19 protein-coding genes and 1 tRNA gene are annotated in these 18,657 nt (G+C 62.2%); 17 read left to right on the forward strand and 3 right to left on the reverse strand.

Annotation, left to right across the window (positions count from 1 at the left end; genetic code table 11):
- Window positions 1-52: 52 nt before the first annotated feature.
- The gene (locus tag AB6724_RS13775) at window positions 53-883 is read left to right on the forward strand and encodes an IclR family transcriptional regulator domain-containing protein (protein WP_369339100.1); all 831 of its coding nucleotides are present in this window, start codon (window positions 53-55) and stop codon (window positions 881-883) included.
- Between the two features lie 51 nt (window positions 884-934).
- On the opposite strand, the gene AB6724_RS13780 is transcribed toward AB6724_RS13775, so the two are convergent.
- Window positions 935-1,918, reverse strand: coding sequence for a LysR substrate-binding domain-containing protein (locus tag AB6724_RS13780; RefSeq protein ID WP_369339101.1), 984 nt, complete (start codon window positions 1,916-1,918; stop codon window positions 935-937).
- 143 nt (window positions 1,919-2,061) lie between these two features.
- On the opposite strand from AB6724_RS13780, the gene AB6724_RS13785 reads away from it, so the two are divergent.
- From AB6724_RS13785 to AB6724_RS13805, 5 genes are all read left to right on the forward strand, one after another.
- Window positions 2,062-3,258: a muconate/chloromuconate family cycloisomerase gene (locus tag AB6724_RS13785; RefSeq protein ID WP_369339102.1), complete on the forward strand. Its 1,197-nt coding sequence runs from the start codon at window positions 2,062-2,064 to the stop codon at window positions 3,256-3,258.
- Between the two features lie 97 nt (window positions 3,259-3,355).
- The gene (gene pcaD, locus AB6724_RS13790; RefSeq protein WP_369339140.1) at window positions 3,356-4,168 is read left to right on the forward strand and encodes a 3-oxoadipate enol-lactonase; all 813 of its coding nucleotides are present in this window, start codon (window positions 3,356-3,358) and stop codon (window positions 4,166-4,168) included.
- A 32-nt stretch (window positions 4,169-4,200) separates the two neighbouring features.
- Complete coding sequence (gene catC / locus AB6724_RS13795; protein ID WP_369339103.1) at window positions 4,201-4,479, forward strand: muconolactone Delta-isomerase; 279 nt, start codon at window positions 4,201-4,203, stop codon at window positions 4,477-4,479.
- Window positions 4,480-4,490: 11 nt separating this feature from the next.
- On the forward strand, window positions 4,491-5,471 hold the full coding sequence (locus AB6724_RS13800) for a Bug family tripartite tricarboxylate transporter substrate binding protein (protein ID WP_369339104.1): 981 nt from the start codon (window positions 4,491-4,493) through the stop codon (window positions 5,469-5,471).
- Between the two features lie 246 nt (window positions 5,472-5,717).
- On the forward strand, window positions 5,718-5,930 hold the full coding sequence (locus AB6724_RS13805; protein ID WP_439329871.1) for a benzoate/H(+) symporter BenE family transporter: 213 nt from the start codon (window positions 5,718-5,720) through the stop codon (window positions 5,928-5,930).
- Between the two features lie 293 nt (window positions 5,931-6,223).
- On the opposite strand, the gene AB6724_RS13810 is transcribed toward AB6724_RS13805, so the two are convergent.
- Window positions 6,224-6,300: transfer RNA gene (locus AB6724_RS13810), tRNA-Val, on the reverse strand.
- Between the two features lie 172 nt (window positions 6,301-6,472).
- On the opposite strand from AB6724_RS13810, the gene AB6724_RS13815 reads away from it, so the two are divergent.
- Window positions 6,473-7,393 carry a Dyp-type peroxidase gene (locus AB6724_RS13815; protein ID WP_369339105.1) on the forward strand — a complete coding sequence of 307 codons (921 nt, stop codon included), beginning with the start codon at window positions 6,473-6,475 and terminating at the stop codon, window positions 7,391-7,393.
- Between the two features lie 49 nt (window positions 7,394-7,442).
- Here the strand turns inward: AB6724_RS13815 and AB6724_RS13820 are convergent, their stop codons facing one another.
- Window positions 7,443-7,949, reverse strand: a complete 507-nt coding sequence (locus AB6724_RS13820; protein WP_369339106.1) for a pyridoxamine 5'-phosphate oxidase — start codon at window positions 7,947-7,949, stop codon at window positions 7,443-7,445.
- Between the two features lie 175 nt (window positions 7,950-8,124).
- Here AB6724_RS13820 and AB6724_RS13825 point away from each other — a divergent pair, with 175 nt between their 5' ends.
- The 10 genes from AB6724_RS13825 to AB6724_RS13870 all read left to right on the forward strand — a co-directional run bounded on the left by AB6724_RS13825 (window position 8,125) and on the right by AB6724_RS13870 (window position 18,507).
- The gene (locus AB6724_RS13825; RefSeq protein ID WP_369339107.1) at window positions 8,125-9,810 is read left to right on the forward strand and encodes a long-chain fatty acid--CoA ligase; all 1,686 of its coding nucleotides are present in this window, start codon (window positions 8,125-8,127) and stop codon (window positions 9,808-9,810) included.
- Between the two features lie 176 nt (window positions 9,811-9,986).
- Window positions 9,987-10,508: a hypothetical protein gene (locus AB6724_RS13830; protein ID WP_369339108.1), complete on the forward strand. Its 522-nt coding sequence runs from the start codon at window positions 9,987-9,989 to the stop codon at window positions 10,506-10,508.
- Between the two features lie 439 nt (window positions 10,509-10,947).
- A complete protein-coding gene (locus AB6724_RS13835) occupies window positions 10,948-11,640 on the forward strand; it encodes a substrate-binding domain-containing protein (protein WP_369339109.1) in 693 nt (230 codons plus the stop codon).
- A 130-nt stretch (window positions 11,641-11,770) separates the two neighbouring features.
- On the forward strand, window positions 11,771-13,171 hold the full coding sequence (locus AB6724_RS13840) for an MFS transporter (RefSeq protein ID WP_369339110.1): 1,401 nt from the start codon (window positions 11,771-11,773) through the stop codon (window positions 13,169-13,171).
- A gap of 48 nt (window positions 13,172-13,219) precedes the next feature.
- The gene (locus tag AB6724_RS13845; RefSeq protein WP_369339111.1) at window positions 13,220-14,248 is read left to right on the forward strand and encodes an amidohydrolase family protein; all 1,029 of its coding nucleotides are present in this window, start codon (window positions 13,220-13,222) and stop codon (window positions 14,246-14,248) included.
- A gap of 140 nt (window positions 14,249-14,388) precedes the next feature.
- Entirely contained in the window at window positions 14,389-15,072 is a 684-nt protein-coding gene (gene ligK / locus AB6724_RS13850; RefSeq protein WP_369339112.1) for a 4-carboxy-4-hydroxy-2-oxoadipate aldolase/oxaloacetate decarboxylase, read from the forward strand.
- A gap of 57 nt (window positions 15,073-15,129) precedes the next feature.
- Window positions 15,130-16,047: an amidohydrolase family protein gene (locus AB6724_RS13855; RefSeq protein ID WP_369339113.1), complete on the forward strand. Its 918-nt coding sequence runs from the start codon at window positions 15,130-15,132 to the stop codon at window positions 16,045-16,047.
- 81 nt (window positions 16,048-16,128) lie between these two features.
- Window positions 16,129-16,587, forward strand: coding sequence for a protocatechuate 4,5-dioxygenase subunit alpha (gene ligA / locus AB6724_RS13860; protein WP_369339114.1), 459 nt, complete (start codon window positions 16,129-16,131; stop codon window positions 16,585-16,587).
- Between the two features lie 3 nt (window positions 16,588-16,590).
- Window positions 16,591-17,460, forward strand: coding sequence for a class III extradiol dioxygenase subunit beta (locus tag AB6724_RS13865; protein WP_369339115.1), 870 nt, complete (start codon window positions 16,591-16,593; stop codon window positions 17,458-17,460).
- A gap of 87 nt (window positions 17,461-17,547) precedes the next feature.
- Window positions 17,548-18,507, forward strand: coding sequence for a Gfo/Idh/MocA family oxidoreductase (locus tag AB6724_RS13870; protein WP_369339116.1), 960 nt, complete (start codon window positions 17,548-17,550; stop codon window positions 18,505-18,507).
- The last annotated feature ends 150 nt before the right edge of the window (window positions 18,508-18,657 follow it).

An 18,657-nucleotide genomic window follows, 5' to 3' on the forward strand; every position in this document is an offset into this window, starting at 1 on the left:
ATTAAAATGTTCGCATGTAGAACAAATGTTCGTATATAGAATTATTATAGATATGAGAAAGACACTTGCCATCACCACCAACCCTGTGAGTGCTGAGGAGTTGCCGCGCCCTGGTGACGGCTATGTGCAGTCGTTCGCGCGCGGTCTGGGCGTGATCCGTTCGTTCTGCGCCGAGGCGCCCACGCAAACGCTCAGCGAGGTGGCTGCGAGCACGGGGCTGACGCGCGCCAGCGCGCGCCGCATCTTGCTGACGCTGCAGACGCTGGGCTATGTAAGAAGCGATGGAAAGCTCTATCAGCTCACGCCGCGCATCATGGAGCTGGGCTTTGCCTATCTAAGCTCCACGCCGCTGTGGAATCTGGCCGAGCCCATCATGGAGAGCCTGTCCGACGAGGTGCGTGAATCCTGCTCGGCAGCCGTGCTCGACGGCGATGAAATCGTCTATGTGATGCGCGTGCACACACACAAGATCATGAGCACCAACCTCGGCGTGGGCTCGCGCCTACCCGCTTTCTGGACCTCAATGGGTCGTGTGCTGCTGGCCGGCGAAGGCGATGAGGTCTTGCGGGCGCTGTTGGACGCGCGCGAACGCCGGAGCTTCACGGCATTGACCGAGCAGGACGACGAGAGACTGCTGCGGCGTATTCTGGAGGTACGCACTCAGGGCTGGGCGCTCGTGGACCAAGAATTGGAAGAGGGCCTGATCTCGATTGCCGCGCCCGTGAAGAATGCGGCCGGTCGGGTTGTGGCAGCACTCAATATCAGCGGCCAAGCCAACCGTACCAGCAAGCAGATGATGCAGGAGCAACTGCTGCCTCAACTTGTCGAGGCTGCGCAGCGGATCAGCCAGTTGCTGCGCGCTTCCGGGCGGCTGCACCTGTAATCCGCGGTGGATGGCTGCCGGCGCGGTAGTGTGCATATTGCCCTATGACGGCTATCGGGTGCTCTTTTTCTTGCGTGATGCCGGTGCGCTTGGTTTTGCTGTGGCGAAGTCCGTGGCAGGGAAGAAGCTGTTGTCAACGTCCAGCCACGCAGGCTTTTCCGAATACATGTCGGCGACCAACTGCTTGAAGGCATCGATATACCAAGCGTTATCGTTCAGTCGGTGCGTCAGGATGATTGGCGACGTGGCTCCAGGATCATCAACCAAGCGGTAATGCAAGTCGTTGCGCAAGCGCGCAGATGCCGGGATCAGGCACAGGCCGGACTCTGCCGCGACAAGTCCCAATGCAGTCTGGATTTCTCGCACTTCATGCACTTCGGACGGGTGGATGGCCTGGTCGTTCAAGAGACTGAGCACATGGTCCGCAAAACTTGGGCGCGGCTCTTTGGGATAGACGATCAGCTTTTGACCATTGAGCTCCTTTAAGCTGATTCGGCCTGTATCGGCGGCGAGTGGCGACCCAGGTGGAATGGCGAGAACCAAGCGTTCTTCCCTAAGCACTGTCCGGACTACGGACGGTTCATTGCTGCGGATGCGCCCGAACCCGATATCGATCCGGCCCGACTTCAGCGCCGCGAGCTGCTGTATGGACGTCAGCTCCACCAGCTGGATGTCTACCTCTGGATAGTGATGGCGCAGTTGGCGCACGAGTACGGGCAGGCCTCCATAAAGCGTGGAAGCGACGAAGCCGATGGACAGCGTTTGCTTTTGCTGCAGGCCGATTTGCCGAGTGGCTGTCTTCAACTGATCGACACGATTGATGATTTGCAGTGCCTGCTCGTAGAAAACACGCCCGGCCTCGGTCAACCGCAAGGGGCGGCTATTGCGCAGGAGAAGCTCGACGCCGAGCTCCTCCTCCAGCAGTTGAATCTGACGGCTGAGCGGGGGCTGGGCAATATGAAGCTGCTCGGACGCACGCGTGAAGTTGCGGGTGTTGGCGACGGCCACGAAGTACTTAAGCTGTCTGATATCCATAAGGGAAAACCATATCTCCGTGGGATCGTCTGATCTTAATTCATTGATTTTTATGAATTAAATCACAAACTATACCTTTTAGGTATTGAACTAGACAAATTTGGTGTTGGATCGACGAAGGGGCGCATTGTTCAATTCAGTCCATGCAACACACGCAACGCTTTCAATCTTCCGCAGCCTCAGCCGTCATCGAGAGGGTGGAAACCTTTTTGCTGGACTTGCCGACGATTCGTCCTCATCAGCTGTCCATGGCGACGATGAACGGCCAGACGTTGATGCTGGTCCGACTGTACTGCTCGGATGGGACGGTGGGCGTGGGTGAAGGCACGACGATAGGTGGCCTGGCCTATGGAGCCGAGTCGCCGGAAGGCATGAAGCTGGCGATTGACACTTATTTCGCGCCGCTGCTGCTCGGATCCGACGCCAGCCAGGTGCCCGCGATCATGGCCAAGTTGAGCAAGGCCATTCATGACAATCGTTTTGCCAAGTGTGCGGTGGAAACCGCACTGTTCGATGCCCTGGGCCAGCGCACCGGCTTACCGGTGTCTCAGCTGCTGGGTGGCCGAGTGCGTGACAGCCTGCCGGTGGCATGGACGCTGGCCTCGGGCGATACGGCCAAGGATATCGATGAGGCGGAGCGCATGCTGGCGCAACGCCGTCACCAGATTTTCAAGCTCAAGATCGGCCGCCGTGCGGTTGCCGATGATGTGGCCCATGTCGCTGCCATCAAGAAGGCGCTGGGCGAGCGCGGTACCGTCCGGGTGGATGTGAACATGGCTTGGAGCGAACTGGATGCGCAGCGCGGCCTGGCTGGGCTGGTAGACGCTGGCTGTGAACTGGTGGAGCAGCCGGTTGCGTCGGCTGAGGCGCTGGCGCGCTTGAAGGGACGCTTCCCGATTGCCGTGATGGCCGATGAGTCGCTGACCGGGCCGGCTTCGGCCTTTGCCCTGGCCCGCGTGGCGGGGGCCGATGTGTTTGCCGTGAAGATCGAACAATCTGGCGGACTGCAGGCTGCGCAGCAGGTGGCCGCCATTGCCGATGCAGCAGGTATAGGCCTCTATGGCGGCACCATGCTGGAAGGCGCTGTCGGCACGATCGCGTCGGCACATGCCTTTGCCACGTTCCGCAATCTGCAATGGGGGACCGAATTGTTCGGCCCATTGCTACTGACGGAAGAAATTCTGGCCGAGCCTCTCCAGTACACGGATTTCCAGCTCATGGTGCCAACGGCGCCAGGTTTGGGGATGGCACTGGATGAAGACCGCATCCGCTACTTCCGCCGCGACAAAACGCAGGTGAGCGTTGGCGGGATAAGCATGCCTGCGCCGGTCACCCAGTAGCACTGCTACGGCGTTCCGAGCAGCCACCTGCTCAATTTCTCCCACGATCTTCATGACAACCAAGATTTTCGACGCCCCTGAATTGAGCGGAGGCGCCATGAACCATTCTGTTTTCCAATTGAATACCCGGCGCGGTGAATTCAGGGTCGCCGTCGAAGGGGATCCTGCCGCTCCGGCCTTTATTCTGAGCAATTCCCTGGGCACGACGTTGGAGATGTGGGATCCGCAAGTGGCAGCGTTGTCCAAGAGACATCGACTGATCCGCTACGACACGCGCGGCCATGGCGGCAGTCCGGTCACCTCCGGCCCCTACGACTTTGGCGATCTGGGCCAGGATGTGCTGGCGGTGCTTGATGCGCTGCAGGTCGAGCAGGCCGCGTTCTGCGGCATCTCGATGGGCGGTCATACCGGACTGTGGCTGGGCATTCATGCAGGCCCGCGCTTCAGTGCCATCGCGATTTGCAACAGCGCCGCGAAGATTGGTTCGGAGCAGGCCTGGCGCGAGCGCGCGGCGATGGTGCGAGCCAAGGGCGCAGACGGCATGAGGGCGCTGGCTGAGTCCGCGCCGAGCCGCTGGTTCACTGAAGCCTGTGTCCAGGCGCAGCCCGCAATGGTGAGGCGCATGCAGGACGGGCTTTCCGGACTCAATCCAGAAGGCTATGCGTCCTGCTGCGATGCGCTGGCGGCTTCCGATCTGCGCAACGATCTGGAGCGTATCGCCGTGCCCACGCTGCTGCTGGCGGGCGAGTTTGATCCGGTTTGCACGGTGGCGGACGCCCAGGCCATGCAGGCTGACATCGCAGGATCGCGTCTGGCGGTGGTGCCTGCATCCCATATCTCGAATCTGGAGGCTCCTCAAGCCTTCGACAAAGCCGTGCTGGACTTCCTGGCCGGCGCTGCAGCGGCCTGAGTCCGCGCATTTTTATACCGAAAGGGCATCTCATGCTGTATCTGGTTCACATGATTGTTGATATTCCGTCCACCGTTTCTGCAGAAGAGGCCGCACGTATCAAGGCCGAAGAGAAAGCCTACTCACAAGCGCTGCAGCACTCCGGCAAATGGCCGCATCTGTGGCGCGTGGTGGGCGAGTATGCCAACTACAGCGTCTTTGATGTGGAAAGCAACGATGAACTGCACGACACCTTGAGCCGTCTGCCCTTGTTCCCGTTCATGAAGATCACGGTGACGCCGCTGGCCAAGCACCCGTCTGCTATCAAATAAGTGAGCACAAGATGACTTTGACCCGTCGAACCCTAGCCCTTGTCTGTGCTGCTCTGGCACTTCCCGGCGCAGCCATGGCACAGCCCGATGCCCGTTGGCCCAGCAAACCCATCAAGTGGGTCGTACCTTTCCCACCAGGCGGCGCCATGGACGTGATCGCGCGTACATTGGGCGACAAAGCGGCACGTGAACTGGGTCAGCCCTTCGTGATCGAGAACCGTCCTGGCGCGGGAGGCAACATCGGCGCGGACTATGTGGCCAAGCAACCCGCGGATGGTTACACCATCATGATCACCTCCATCGGTATGGCGACAAACAAGGCGCTGTACACGAAGTTGAGCTATGACCCGCAGAAAGATTTCGCTCCTATCAGCCTGCTGGCCGTGGTGCCCAATGTGCTGGTAGTCAATGCGGCCAAGAGCGGTGACAAATCGGTCAAGGATGTCTTGGCTCACGCCAAGCGCGACCCCGGCAAGCTTACCTACGCATCGGCGGGCAACGGCACATCGATCCATCTGGCAGGGGAGGTTTTTGTCTCCATGGCCGGGTTGAACATCATGCATGTTCCCTATAAGGGCAGCGGTCCGGCGATCACCGACCTGTTGGGTGGTCAGGTAGACCTGATGTTCGACAGCATCACCTCGGCGCGGCCTCATATCCAGTCGGGTAAGTTGCGCGCCCTGGCCGTTACCACGGCCAAGCGCTCCTCGGCACTGCCTGAGGTCCCCACGATTGCCGAGGCAGGAGTGCCTGGCTATGAAGTTTCTCCCTGGTTTGCTGTCTTTGCGCCGGCAGGTACTCCCCCCGATGTACTGGCCAGACTCAACAAGGTCCTCAACGAGGCCATGAAGCAGCCAGAGATTTCAAAGAAGCTCGAGAGCGTAGGCGCCGAGCCAATCGGCTCCACACCGCAGGAGCTTGCTGCGCACTTGAGCAAGGAAATAGACCGCTGGGGCAAGCTCATCAAGGAGCGCAACATCCGTCTGGATTGATGGCGCCGGGAGGCCGGTGAACGGCGGCTGTCGGATGAAATGGAGACGCCGACGTAGATCGACAGCGGGCAGGAGCCTTTTCCAATGAAGGAGAGACCCATGCTTTGTGATAGAGCTATTTGGCAGCTTTGACAGTCAGGCCGTTGCATTCCCAGCACGGCCTGTCTGCTGTCGCTAATGGGCTGATCCAGCATCGGTACGGCATCGAGGGGAGGGCACCCTGCTCAAGAATTAAGCCACTACCGTCTGGTAGCCGGTTTCCTGGCGGTTCTGACTTCGTGTGCGGGGCCGCTGGCCATCTTCAGCCAGGCGGTGCATGCGGGCCATGTCGCGAATGCCGAACTGAGTTCGTGGATTTGGGCCATTTCCATGGGCGCGGGTGTCAGTGGTTTGCTGTTGAGTAGGTGGCGTTCAACGACTGGTGCTAGCGACTGCTGCCGTTCAGGCTCTGGACCGTGAATGTTCCGATGCGTGATTCAAGACAGCCGTCCTGGCTAACGGTAGTGGGCACTGCGGTCGGAGTAGACGACTGGTCGGGCTCCGCTGCCATCCAGCAATGCAATCATCGTATCCAATATCGGGTTGACGAAATCGCTAAGCTGCATTTGCGTTGCGCAAACAGTGCATATTCATCCACGGATGTGCGCTCCTGAGCGTCAATTCACACCCATGTTTTTTCATGCCGCACAAACAAAAATGCCCGCTTGTCAGCGGGCATTTTCTTTGCAAGCTCTGGTTTTACTTGCGGTATTTGGTAGGCGCGATTGGACTCGAACCAACGACCCCCACCATGTCAAGGTGGTGCTCTAACCAGCTGAGCTACGCGCCTGTCGTTGAAGCCGCAAGTATAGCAGGCCTGGAGCCGGGTTTTGGAAAAAAGTCACTTTTTGCACTCGTCGCATGCAATCTCATGGCGCATGACCAGGCTTGTGCGTCGACAAGCCCTGGCCGCCCAATCCAAACTAAACTTTGACAACCATCTTCATCGACTCCATAACAATATGACTCAAGCACAAGCCGGCATCCTGGCCTCTCTTCCCGCTCAGGGGCGCTATGTCTTTTTCTCCCTGGCCTCCGGGGTGACGAGTGATCTGCAAGAGGCGCTTGGACGACTGCAGGCCACGGTGGACGGGGTGCGGATCGTCGCAGGCCTGGGCCCTCAACTGGTGCAGCAGCTGGACCGCAGGATTTCCTCGCTTCACGAGTTTCCGCACCTGCAAGGCCCGAGATTCGAGGCTCCCAGCACTCCGCAAGCGCTGTGCCTGTGGCTGCGCGGAACGGAGCGCGGCGAGCTGATCGAAGGCACGCGCCGGCTGAGTCGGCTGCTGGCTCCGGCCTTCAAGCTGGATCGTGTCGTCGACGGCTTTGTGCATCAACGCGGAGACAGCGGCCATGGCCGCGATCTGACCGGCTATGAAGACGGTACCGAGAACCCCGAGGGCCAGGACGCTGTCCATGCGGCTCTGGTACAGGGCCAGGGCCCGGCCTTCGATGGCAGCAGCTTCTGGGCGCTCCAGCAGTGGCAGCATGATTTCTCGGTGTTCGAGCGCATGGCGTCCCAGGCGCAAGACCATGCGATAGGGCGCCGCCGCAGCGATAACGAAGAGCTGGAGGACGCGCCCGAGTCCGCTCACGTGAAGCGCACGGCCCAGGAGAGCTTCGATCCCGAGGCTTTTCTGCTGCGCCGCTCCATGCCCTGGTGGTGCGTCAGCCCGGAGGGCGAGGACCAGACCGGGCTGATGTTCTCCGCATTCAGCTGCAGCTTCTATGCCTTCGAAGCGCAGATGCGCCGCATGCTGGGTCTGGAGGACGGCATCACCGATGGACTGTTTGATTTCTCCAGGCCTTTGACGGGCAGCTATTTCTGGTGCCCGCCCATGCGCGACGGCAAACTCGATCTGCGCCTGATTGGCATCGAATAAGGCCGGCGCCGGCAAGTGAGGGGCGGCCAGGCTTGGGCGCAGAGGGCGCTCAGGGATTCAGGGCCGCAATCAAATCCTGGTCCGATACATCGCGGGCCGCGCCAAAGCCCGCAATATGCCGGCCGCTGCTCGGCGTGATGCAGACAAAGCGGAAGTCGCCGAGCTCGGTCATGGCCTCGGCCTCGGGAAAGCGCGCCAGATAGCTGCTCCTGGCCGCCTGCCCCAGCAGGCTCTCGGGGGCCGGGCTAGAGGCCACGCCCTGGATGCTGACCCGCTCCAGCGCATGGACGCCCGCCTCGGCCGGCTCGGCCGCCACCACCATCAGGCTGACGGCAGGGTGCTGTTCCATGGCCCGCGTGTGCTGGGCCAGTGCGCTCACATGAATGATCAGGCAGCAGAACTCGCGGCTCCAGGCCCAGGGCACAAAGGACAGGCTTGGCGCCGGCAGCGCTTCGAGCACTGAAAAGTCGGCCGCGGGCTGAACGGCCAGGGCCGCGGTGCGCCGGGTCGCGAGCAGGGCGCGCAGGGATTGCTGCAGGCGGGATTCGTATGGCATGGGCGCAATATTAAGCCCGGGCGCTCGGTGATGGCGAGCGGGCTCCGGGTCACCTTCGCGACCGGGCCTTGGGGGCATTCCGGATGCTGGCTGGCGGACGGGCACCTAGTCTTGTCGGCTGATTAGTCCGCCCGGACTATGTGTCTGAGACCCGTTTCTTCACGATTGCAGATCCATGCCCGCTCACTACGACTTCTGGCCCAAGCGGCTGCCGCATTCCATCACCGTCCCGGCCACCAGCGTCTGGGAAAACCTGGCCATCAATGCGCGCCGCTACCCGGACAAAGTGGCGCTGCGGTTTCTCGGCCGCGCCACGACCTACAAGCAGCTGTGCGAGGGTACGGAGCGCCTGGCGGCCTATCTGCACGGCCTGGGTGTGAAAAAGGGCGACAGGGTGATCTTGCTGATGCAGAACACCTCGCAGCTGGTGCTCGCGCATTACGCAATCTTCCGTGCCAATGCCGTGGTGGTTCCGGTCAACCCCATGAACACGGCCGAGGAGCTCAAGCACTACATCACGGACTCGGGAGCCAGGGTCGCCATCACCTCGGCCGATCTGGCACTGGAGCTGGCCAAGGCCAGCAATGCGCTGGAGCGCGCGGATGGGCTCGAGCACATGGTGGTGACCCAATTCAGCGACGGCTTCGATGCCGCGGTCCAAGGTCCGGACGCGCCTCCCGAGGCCTGGCGCAACTGGCTGCTCGGCGAGCGGGAGCCGGCGCGGCTGGCCCATGGCGAGGTCCATGCCTGGGAGCAGGCCCTTGCCTGCAGCTATGCGCCGCCCGCGCATGTGGTGGGCCGCGATGACCTGGCCATACTGCCCTATACCAGCGGCACCACGGGCCAGCCCAAGGGCTGCATGCACCTGCACCGCAGCATCAACCACAATGCGATCGCCAGCGCGGTCTGGGGCTCCGGCACCAGCGAAAACGTGGTGCTGGGTGTGGTGCCCATGTTCCATATCACCGGCATGGTGTCGGTGCTGCACAGCGCCATCTACCTGGGCGCGACGCTGATCATCATGCCGCGCTGGGACCGCGAGCTCGCGGGCCGGCTGATTTCGCAATACCAGGTCACGGCCTGGACGAATATCCCGACCATGGTGATAGACCTGCTGGCCAGCCCCAACTTTGCCTCGTTTGACCTGTCCAGCCTCAAGTACATAGGCGGTGGCGGTGCGGCCATGCCCCAGGCCGTGGCCCAGCGCCTGCTGGAGCAGTACGGCCTGCGTTTCTGCGAAGGCTATGGACTGACCGAAACCTCCGCGCCCTCGCACAGCAATCCGCCCGACCATCCCAAGCAGCAATGCCTGGGCATTCCCTTCATGAGCACGGATGCGCGCGTCGTCGACCCGGACACGCTGCAGGAGGTGGCTCAGGGAGAGCAGGGCGAGATCGTGGTCAACGGCCCCGAGGTTTTCGAAGGCTATTGGCGGCAGCCGCAAGCCACGGAGCAGGTCTTCATGGAACTGGACGGCAAGCGCTTCTTCCGCACCGGCGATCTGGGCCGCGTGGACGAAGAGGGCTATTTCTTCATCACCGACCGCCTCAAGCGCATGATCAATGCCAGCGGCTTCAAGGTCTGGCCCGCCGAAGTGGAATCGCTGATGTTCCGCCATCCGGCGATCCAGGAGGCCTGCGTGATCTCCGCCAAGGATGCGTACAGGGGCGAGACCGTCAAGGCCGTGGTGGTGTTGCGCGCCGGGCATGAAGCCACGACGGCCGAGGACATCGTCAAGTGGTGCCATGACAACATGGCCGTCTACAAGGCGCCGCGTATTGTGCAGTTCGTGCCGGCCCTGCCCAAGAGCGGCAGCGGCAAGGTCATGTGGCGCTTGCTGCAGGAGCAGGAAAGCGCCTGACCGGCCTCACTGTGCCGGCCTCGGACGGGCCGGCAGAGGGGCAGGCTCCGGCGCTGTCAGCCGAAACATGGGGTTACGCGTTATTGGAAGTGGAAGTATTGTTCCGCCGGTATGCTTTTGATCTGGGCTTGCGGCTGCTTGGCGCAAGCGGTAAAGAACCTCAACATCCACGACCTATGTTTTCTTCACGCACTACTTGTCAGGCGGCTCTGGCCCTGGCCCTGGCGCTGACCTGCTCTGCAGGGCTCGCCCAGGCTCAGGCCTATATCAGTGGCTCCATCTCGGGGCAGCTGGCGCCCGGGGTCTATGGCCAGGTCAATATCGGCAATACGCCGCCGCCAGCGCTGCTGTATGCCCAGCCCATGTGGGGCGGGCCCGTGATGCCCCAGGTCCAGCCCATCTATATGTGGGTGCCGCCGGACCACTCGCGCAACTGGCGCCGCTATTGCGGCCGCTACCACGCTTGCGGTCAGCCGGTGTACTTCCTGCGCAACCCGCCCCCTCACTGGCGTGCCGGGCCGCCGCGCTATGAGCGCGACTGGGATCGCGGCCCCCGCCATTTCGACCACGGCGAGCACCGTGGCTGGGAGCGGCATGACCATGATCGCGGACATGGCCGCGGGCATGGCGAAGGCAACGGACGCTGGCAAGGCGAGGGCAATGGCCGCGGTCATGGCCACGGCCGCCATGGTGACTGAAGCCTTGCCCCTGCTGCGGGGCGAGGGTATCTAGGTTTGGCTAGGGTTAACCACTAATTAATTCGTTGTTAAATTACATCTTGCAAGGCTTGATGCTATTAAAAAAATAGCATCAAGCCTTTTTTATGTGTAGGTATGGAGAATTTTTTACGGATATCTTTTCAATGAATATGGCTGACTGTCTCTATGCTGTCTGAGCATAGCTGCTAGCGAGTCCGGAGTCTGGTGACGGGGTTAGTTGTTGCTGACAATAGCCTTATCCAATTTGACTAGATGGTTGCCCACGTGTATTCCCTGCTGGTCTGCATGTTGAACGCGATAGTCCCACAGGGCTGTGCATCGAAAGCGTTTTCTCCAGCCCCTATCGGGCCAGGGCGTGCAGCGATCGGCTGATGAGCGAGGGCGGCCATATTCACCAAAATTTCCGGAGGCATCGGGCATGAGTGGGGCTCTCAAAGGCATTTCGTCCATGGCGACACGTCAGGTTCTGGCAGAACTGGCGGCCGACTGGCAGGCGCGTGGTGGCGAGCCCGTGGCCATCGAGTCGGTGGGCGGGGTGGATGCGGCCCAGCGCGTGCAGTCGGGCGAAGAGGCCCTGGACGTGTTCTTTCTGGCTTCCAATGCGGTGGACAAGCTGATCGCCAGCGGCCGCGCGGTGGCCGGCAGCAAGGTGGACCTGGTGCTCTCCAGCACGGCCGTGGCCGTGCCCCAGGGCGCGGCTTTGCCCGACATAGGCTCGGAAGAGGCGCTGCGCGCCAGCGTGCTGGCAGCCCGCAGCATCGGTTATTCGACGGGCCCCAGTGGCGTGGCCCTGCAAAAGCTGTTTGAGCGTTGGGGCGTGGCGCAGGAGCTCGCACCCCGTCTGGTCCAGGCCCGGCCCGGTGTGCCCGTGGGCTCTCTGATCGCCTCGGGGGAGGTGACGCTAGGCTTTCAGCAGCTGAGCGAACTGATTCACGTGCCGGGCATCGCCATCGTCGGACCCATGCCCGCGGCCGTGGCCATAGATACCGTGTTCTCCGGCGCCGTGGTCGCGGGCTCGCCCCATGCGGACACCGTGCAGCGCCTGCTGGCTTTCATGGCCTCGCCCGAGGCGGCACAGGCCAAGCGCCGCCAGGGCATGGAGCCGGCCTGATTTCGAAAACAGACCCAAAGGGCAGCATAGCCCTCACGAGCTAGGCGCCTCGGGCCTTCAGGCGGGTCAGCGATGACTGACCCGATGGAAGAGCCTGCGGCGGCAAAGAGAGGCAACAGAGCATTCAAACATGACAACATATTCCGAGACGATTTCTGATGCAGGCAAGGTTGCCAATGTGCAGACCTTGCTGAATGAAAGTCCATTCTCTGGCTTCCAGTGGATGATTTTCGTGCTCTGCTTTTTGATAGTGCTGCTGGACGGCTTCGATACGGCGGCCATAGGCTTCATCGCTCCCTCGCTGCTCAGCGAATGGGGGCTGGAAAAATCCCATCTGGGACCGGTGCTGAGCGCGGCCCTGTTCGGTCTGGCGTTTGGCGCCTTGAGCGCAGGGCCTCTGGCCGACCGCTTCGGCCGCAAATCGGTGCTGACGGTGGCCGTGGTGGTGATGGGCGGGGCCTCGATTTTTTCGGCAACCGCCAACCATCTCGAGAGCCTGACCATCTGGCGCTTCATCACCGGCCTGGGCCTGGGAGCGGCCATGCCCAATGCGGTCACGCTGATGAACGAGTACTGCCCTGACAGCAAGCGCTCCTTCATCACCAACTGCATGTTCTGCGGCTTTCCCATAGGCTCGGCCTTCGGCGGCTTCTTCGCAGCCTGGATGATTCCCCATTTCGGCTGGCGCAGCCTGCTGGTGCTCGGCGGCGTGGTGCCGCTGCTGCTGGCCGTGCTGATGTTCTTCGTGCTGCCCGAATCCGTGCGCTTCATGGTGCTCAAGCAGTACCCGGCGGATCGCATCCGCAAGGTGCTGGCCCGCATCGCGGCCAGCGCACAGCATGCCCAGCGCTTTGTGCTGCAGGAGGCCGCGGCCGCCGAGAGCAGCAATGTCAATGCCGGTCCCCAGGGCCTGCGTCTGGTGTTCTCGCGTCCCTTCATCGTCGGCACCCTGGCCTTGTGGGTGACCTATTTCATGGGCCTGGTGATCGTCTATGGCCTGGTGAACTGGATGCCCGTGCTGTTCAAGGACGCTGGCGTTCCTCCGGGTCAGGCCGCGGTGATCGCGGCACTGTTCCAGCTTGGCGGCATCGGCGCCATCTTCTTCGGCCTGCTGATGGACCGCTGGAACGCCAACCTCATCATCGCCACGGGCTATTTCCTGACCAGCATTGCCGTGGCCATCATCGGCCAGGTGCTGGGCGGTGGCGTGGGCGTGCTGGTGGCGGCGGTCTTCATTGCCGGCTTGCTGATGAATGCCGCGCAGTCCTCCATGCAGGCCCTGGCGGCCGAGTATTACCCCACGGCCGGCCGTGCCAGCGGCGTGGCCTGGATGCTGGGCATAGGCCGTTTCGGCGGCATTGCGGGCTCGTTCCTGGTGGCCGAACTCTCGCGCCGTCATCTGGAGCTGTCCCATGTGTTCATGGTGGTTGCCGTGCCCGGCGTGATCGCTGCGCTGGCGCTGCTGGTCAAGAACCGCTACGCGGGCGGCGCACCGCGCGCCCATCTGTCCCGCATTGGCGGCGGCCACTGAGCTGCAGCCCCAGGCCATTGAACCGAGATATTTGAAGGAGTTGCTGAGATGATCATTGACGTACACGGACACTACACCACGGCGCCCGCCGCTTTGGGCGCCTGGCGCGATCTGCAGATCGCCGGCCTCAAGGACCCGAGCCAGACGCCATCGGCTGCCGATCTGAAGATCAGCGACGATGAAATCCGCGAGACCATAGAAACCAACCAGCTGCGCCTGATGAAGGAGCGCGGCTCGGATCTGACCATCTTCAGCCCGCGGGCCTCGTTCATGGCCCACCACATCGGTGACTTCCAGACCTCGAGCACCTGGGCCGCGATCTGCAACGAGCTCTGCTACCGCGTGAGCCAGCTGTTCCCCGAGCACTTCATCCCCGCCGCCATGCTGCCCCAGTCGCCGGGCGTGGATCCCAAGACCTGCATCCCCGAACTGGTCAAGTGCGTGGAGCAGTACGGCAACGTGGGCCTCAACCTCAATCCCGATCCCTCGGGCGGCCACTGGACTTCGCCCCCGCTGTCCGACAAGAGCTGGTATCCCATCTACGAAAAGATGGTGGAGTACGACATCCCCGCGATGATCCACGTCTCCACCAGCTGCAACTCTTGCTTCCACACTACGGGCAGCCACTATCTGAATGCCGACACCACGGCCTTCATGCAGTGCCTGACTTCGGATCTGTTCAAGGACTTCCCGACGCTGAAGTTCCTGATTCCCCATGGCGGCGGCGCCGTGCCCTACCACTGGGGCCGTTTCCGCGGTCTGGCGCAGGAGATGAAGAAGCCGCTGCTTGAAGAGCATCTGCTCAACAACATCTTCTTCGACACCTGCGTCTATCACCAGCCCGGCATCAATCTGCTGACGGAAGTGATTCCCACCAAGAACATTCTGTTTGCCAGCGAAATGATCGGCGCCGTGCGCGGCATCGACCCGCAGACCGGCCACTACTACGACGACACCAAGCGCTATATCGAGGCCACGCAGAACCTGACGGCCGAGGAAAAGCACCAGGTCTACGAAGGCAATGCCCGCCGCGTGTTCACGCGCCTGGATGCCGCGCTCAAGGCCAAGGGCCTGTAAACATAGAAAAGAGAGCGGCAGGCGCTTGATGGGCAAGGATTTCAGGTTGAAATCTTTGGAATTTATGGTGTATCAAGCGCTGCCAGCTCATGTTTTTGCATTCTTCGGGCCCGCGGAGCGGGCTTGAACAGGAGATCGAGATGTACGAACTCGGAGTCGTTTACCGCAATATCCAGCGCGCCGACCGTGCTGCCGCTGACGGCCTGGCCGCTCTCGGCTCGGCCACGGTGCACGAGGCCATGGGCCGCGTGGGCCTGCTCAAGCCCTATATGCGTCCCATCTATCCGGGCAAGCAGGTCTCGGGCACGGCCGTCACCGTGCTGCTGCAGCCCGGCGACAACTGGATGATGCATGTGGCCGCCGAGCAGATCCAGCCCGGCGACATCGTGGTGGCCGCCGTCACCAGCGAATGCACGGATGGCTATTTCGGCGATCTGCTGGCCACCAGCTTCCAGGCCCGCGGCGCGCGTGCCCTGATCATCGACGCCGGCGTGCGCGACGTGAAGACGCTGCAGGAAATGGACTTCCCAGTCTGGAGCCGCGCCATCTCGTCCAAGGGCACGATCAAGGCCACCCTGGGCTCGGTCAACATTCCCGTGGTCTGCGCCGGCATGTGGGTCACGCCCGGCGACGTGATCGTGGCCGACGACGACGGCGTGGTCTGCGTGCCCGCGGCCCGTGCCGTGGAAACCCTGGCCGCGGCCCAGAAGCGCGAGAGCTTCGAAGGCGAAAAGCGCGCCAAGCTGGCCTCGGGCATCCTGGGCCTAGACATGTACAAGATGCGCGAGCCGCTGGAAAAAGCCGGTTTGCGTTACATCGACTAAAAATTGAGAGCAGGGTGCCTATGCTACAAGCGGGTATCCAGCCAAAAGGATTCCAACATGAGCCAATTTGAAAAAACCCCCGGCTGGCTGGACTGGTATCAAGGCCCCAGCAAACCCAAGTTCCAGCTGCCTGCGGGCGCCGTGGATGCCCACTGCCATGTGTTCGGCCCCGGCAACGAGTTCCCGTTCGCGCCCGAGCGCAAGTACACGCCTTGCGATGCCAGCAAGGCCCAGCTGTTCGCCCTGCGCGACCACCTGGGCTTTGCGCGCAATGTGGTGGTGCAGGCCACCTGCCACGGCGCCGACAACCGCGCCATGGTCGATGCCTGTCAGTCCTCGGGCGGCAAGGCCCGCGGCGTGGCGACCGTGAAGCGCAGCATCTCGGATGCCGAGCTGCAGCAGCTGCACGATGCCGGCGTGCGCGGCGTGCGTTTCAACTTCGTCAAGCGTCTGGTGGACTTCACGCCCAAGGACGAGCTGATGGAGATCGCGGGCCGCATCGCCAAGCTGGGCTGGCATGTGGTGATCTATTTCGAGGCCGTGGACCTGCCCGAGCTGTGGGACTTCTTCACGGCCCTGCCCACCACGGTGGTGGTCGACCATATGGGCCGCCCCGATATAGCTAAGGGCGTGGACAGCGAGGAGTTCGCGCTGTTCCTGAAGTTCATGCGCGAGCACCAGAACGTCTGGAGCAAGGTGTCCTGCCCCGAGCGCCTGTCCGTGACCGGCCCCAAGGCGCTTCATGGTGAGCAGAGCGCCTACCGGGACGTGGTGCCGTTTGCGCGCCGCGTGGTCGAGGAATTCCCCGAGCGCGTGCTCTGGGGCACGGACTGGCCGCATCCCAATCTGAAGGACCACATGCCCGACGACGGCCTGCTGGTGGACTTCATTCCCCATATCGCTCCGACAGCAGAGCTGCAGCGCAAGCTGCTGGTGGACAACCCCATGCGTCTGTACTGGCCCGAAGAGGTCTGACGGAGTTCCGGCAACACATACACCCGGAAATCGGCCGGAGCCTTGCGCAGAGGCGCCGGCTTCCGTAAACGAGGAGAATTTATGGCATTGGAAAAACCTTACCTCGACGTGCCCGGCACCATCATCTTTGATGCCGAGCAGTCCCGCAGAGGCTACTGGCTCAACCAGTTCTGCATGTCGCTGATGAAGGCCGAGAATCGCGAGCGCTTCAAGGCCGACGAGCGCGCCTATCTCGACGAGTGGGCCATGAGCGAGGAGCAGAAGCAGGCCGTGCTGGCGCGTGACCTGAACTGGTGCATGCGCACCGGCGGCAATATCTATTTCCTGGCCAAGATCGGCGCCACGGACGGCAAGAGCTTCCAGCAGATGGCGGGCTCCATGACCGGCATGACCGAGGACGAGTACCGCGCCATGATGATGGCCGGCGGCCGCTCGGCCGAAGGCAACCGTTTCGTGGGCGAGGACGGCGACGCCCAGGCGCACCACCAGCCTCAAGGCAGTGCCGGTGGCGCAGGCAAGAGCAACAAGGAAGGCAATTAAGTCATGGCACGCATCACCGCATCCGTCTACACCTCGCACGTGCCGGCCATCGGCGCCGCCATGGACCTGGGCAAGACCCAGGAGCCTTACTGGCAGCCGCTGTTCCAGGGCTATGACTTCTCGCGCCAGTGGATGAAGGACAACAAGCCCGACGTGATCTTCCTAGTCTATAACGACCACGCGACGGCCTTCAGCCTGGACTGCATTCCCACTTTTGCCATCGGCACGGCGGCCGAATACCAGCCCGCCGACGAAGGCTGGGGCCCGCGCCCCGTGCCCAAGGTGGTCGGCCATCCCGAGCTGGCCTCGCATATCGCGCAATCCGTGATCCAGCAGGACTTCGACCTCACCATCGTCAACAAGATGGATGTGGACCATGGCCTGACCGTGCCGCTGTCGCTGATGTGCGGCGAGCAGGATCCCAAGAGCGGCTCCTGGCCCTGCCCGGTGATTCCCTTCGCCGTCAACGTGGTGCAATACCCCGTGCCCTCGGGCCAGCGCTGCTTCAACCTGGGCCGCGCGATCCGCAAGGCCATCGAGAGCTATGACGAGGACATCAACGTCCATATCTGGGGCACGGGCGGCATGAGCCACCAGCTGCAGGGCGCACGCGCGGGCCTGATCAACAAGGAGTGGGACAACCAGTTTCTCGACCTGCTGATCGAGAATCCCTCGGGCCTGGCCCGGATGCCCCATATCGACTATGTGCGCGAAGCCGGCTCCGAAGGCATCGAGCTGGTCATGTGGCTGATCGCGCGCGGCGCCATGTACGACGTCGACAGCCCCGCGCCCCTGCCCAAGGTGGCGCACCGCTTCTACCATGTGCCCGCATCCAACACGGCCGTTGGCCACCTCATTCTGGAGAATCAGTGAACGTGCCCCCACGCTCATCGCTTCGCGTATTCACTGCCCCCCGAGGGGGCCTTCGCCTCCTTGAGGCGGCTCTACGGAGACTCATTCATGTCTAAAACCATCAAAGTAGCGCTGGCTGGCGCGGGTGCCTTCGGCATCAAGCATCTGGACGGCATCAAGAATATCGACGGCGTGGAAGTCGTTTCCCTGGTCGGTCGCCGCTTTGACCAGACCAAGGAAGTGGCCGACAAATACGGCATCCCGCATGTGGCCACCGATCTGGCCGAAAGCCTGGCGCTGCCCGAGGTCGATGCCGTGATTCTGTGCACGCCCACGCAGATGCACGCCGAGCAGGCCATCGCCTGCATGAAGGCCGGCAAGCATGTGCAGGTCGAGATTCCTCTGGCCGATGCCCTGAAGGACGCGCAGCAAGTGGCCGAGCTGCAGAAGCAGACCGGCTTGGTGGCCATGGTGGGTCATACGCGCCGTTTCAACCCCAGCCATCAGTGGGTGCACAAGAAGATAGCGGCCGGCGAGTTCAACATCCAGCAAATGGATGTGCAGACCTATTTCTTCCGCCGCACCAATATGAATGCGCTGGGCCAGGCCCGCAGCTGGACCGACCACCTGCTGTGGCACCATGCCGCCCACACCGTGGACCTGTTCGCCTACCAGGCCGGCAGCCCCATCGTCAAGGCCAATGCCGTGCAAGGCCCTATCCACAAGGACCTGGGCATCGCCATGGACATGAGCATCCAGCTCAAGGCCGCCAATGGCGCGATCTGCACCCTGAGCCTGTCGTTCAACAACGACGGCCCGCTGGGCACCTTCTTCCGCTACATCGGCGACACCGGCACCTACATCGCCCGCTACGACGATCTGTTCAACGGCAAGGAAGAGAAGATCGATGTTTCCAAGGTCGACGTGTCCATGAACGGCATCGAGCTGCAGGACCGCGAGTTCTTCGCCGCCATCCGCGAAGGCCGCGAGCCCAATTCCAGCGTGCAGCAGGTGTTCAACTGCTACCAGGTTCTGCACGATCTGGAGCAGCAACTCAACGCCGAATAAGTCCTTGTGATTGATTGAGGCAGGCAAAGGCTGGGGCTTGCTCCGGCCTTTGCTGTTTCTGCTGCCGGATTGATAGCTGCCAGCCCTCATGGTGTATGGGCTATAGGCTATAAATACCCAAATTTCGCATTCGCGCGACCGACCACTCCC

The organism is Comamonas guangdongensis (assembly GCF_041079535.1).
GTDB classification, from domain to species: domain Bacteria; phylum Pseudomonadota; class Gammaproteobacteria; order Burkholderiales; family Burkholderiaceae_C; genus Comamonas; species Comamonas guangdongensis.

Excerpts from the sequence above, each read along its gene's own strand:
- AB6724_RS13775 (WP_369339100.1), top strand. The coding sequence starts at position 53 with ATGAGAAAGACACTTGCCATCACCACCAACCCTGTGAGTGCTGAGGAG.
- AB6724_RS13780 (WP_369339101.1), bottom strand. The coding sequence starts at position 1,918 with ATGGATATCAGACAGCTTAAGTACTTCGTGGCCGTCGCCAACACCCGC.
- AB6724_RS13785 (WP_369339102.1), top strand. The coding sequence starts at position 2,062 with ATGCAACACACGCAACGCTTTCAATCTTCCGCAGCCTCAGCCGTCATC.
- pcaD (WP_369339140.1), top strand. The coding sequence starts at position 3,356 with ATGAACCATTCTGTTTTCCAATTGAATACCCGGCGCGGTGAATTCAGG.
- catC (WP_369339103.1), top strand. The coding sequence starts at position 4,201 with ATGCTGTATCTGGTTCACATGATTGTTGATATTCCGTCCACCGTTTCT.
- AB6724_RS13800 (WP_369339104.1), top strand. The coding sequence starts at position 4,491 with ATGACTTTGACCCGTCGAACCCTAGCCCTTGTCTGTGCTGCTCTGGCA.
- AB6724_RS13815 (WP_369339105.1), top strand. The coding sequence starts at position 6,473 with ATGACTCAAGCACAAGCCGGCATCCTGGCCTCTCTTCCCGCTCAGGGG.
- AB6724_RS13820 (WP_369339106.1), bottom strand. The coding sequence starts at position 7,949 with ATGCCATACGAATCCCGCCTGCAGCAATCCCTGCGCGCCCTGCTCGCG.
- AB6724_RS13825 (WP_369339107.1), top strand. The coding sequence starts at position 8,125 with ATGCCCGCTCACTACGACTTCTGGCCCAAGCGGCTGCCGCATTCCATC.
- AB6724_RS13830 (WP_369339108.1), top strand. The coding sequence starts at position 9,987 with ATGTTTTCTTCACGCACTACTTGTCAGGCGGCTCTGGCCCTGGCCCTG.
- AB6724_RS13835 (WP_369339109.1), top strand. The coding sequence starts at position 10,948 with ATGAGTGGGGCTCTCAAAGGCATTTCGTCCATGGCGACACGTCAGGTT.
- AB6724_RS13840 (WP_369339110.1), top strand. The coding sequence starts at position 11,771 with ATGACAACATATTCCGAGACGATTTCTGATGCAGGCAAGGTTGCCAAT.
- AB6724_RS13845 (WP_369339111.1), top strand. The coding sequence starts at position 13,220 with ATGATCATTGACGTACACGGACACTACACCACGGCGCCCGCCGCTTTG.
- ligK (WP_369339112.1), top strand. The coding sequence starts at position 14,389 with ATGTACGAACTCGGAGTCGTTTACCGCAATATCCAGCGCGCCGACCGT.
- AB6724_RS13855 (WP_369339113.1), top strand. The coding sequence starts at position 15,130 with ATGAGCCAATTTGAAAAAACCCCCGGCTGGCTGGACTGGTATCAAGGC.
- ligA (WP_369339114.1), top strand. The coding sequence starts at position 16,129 with ATGGCATTGGAAAAACCTTACCTCGACGTGCCCGGCACCATCATCTTT.
- AB6724_RS13865 (WP_369339115.1), top strand. The coding sequence starts at position 16,591 with ATGGCACGCATCACCGCATCCGTCTACACCTCGCACGTGCCGGCCATC.
- AB6724_RS13870 (WP_369339116.1), top strand. The coding sequence starts at position 17,548 with ATGTCTAAAACCATCAAAGTAGCGCTGGCTGGCGCGGGTGCCTTCGGC.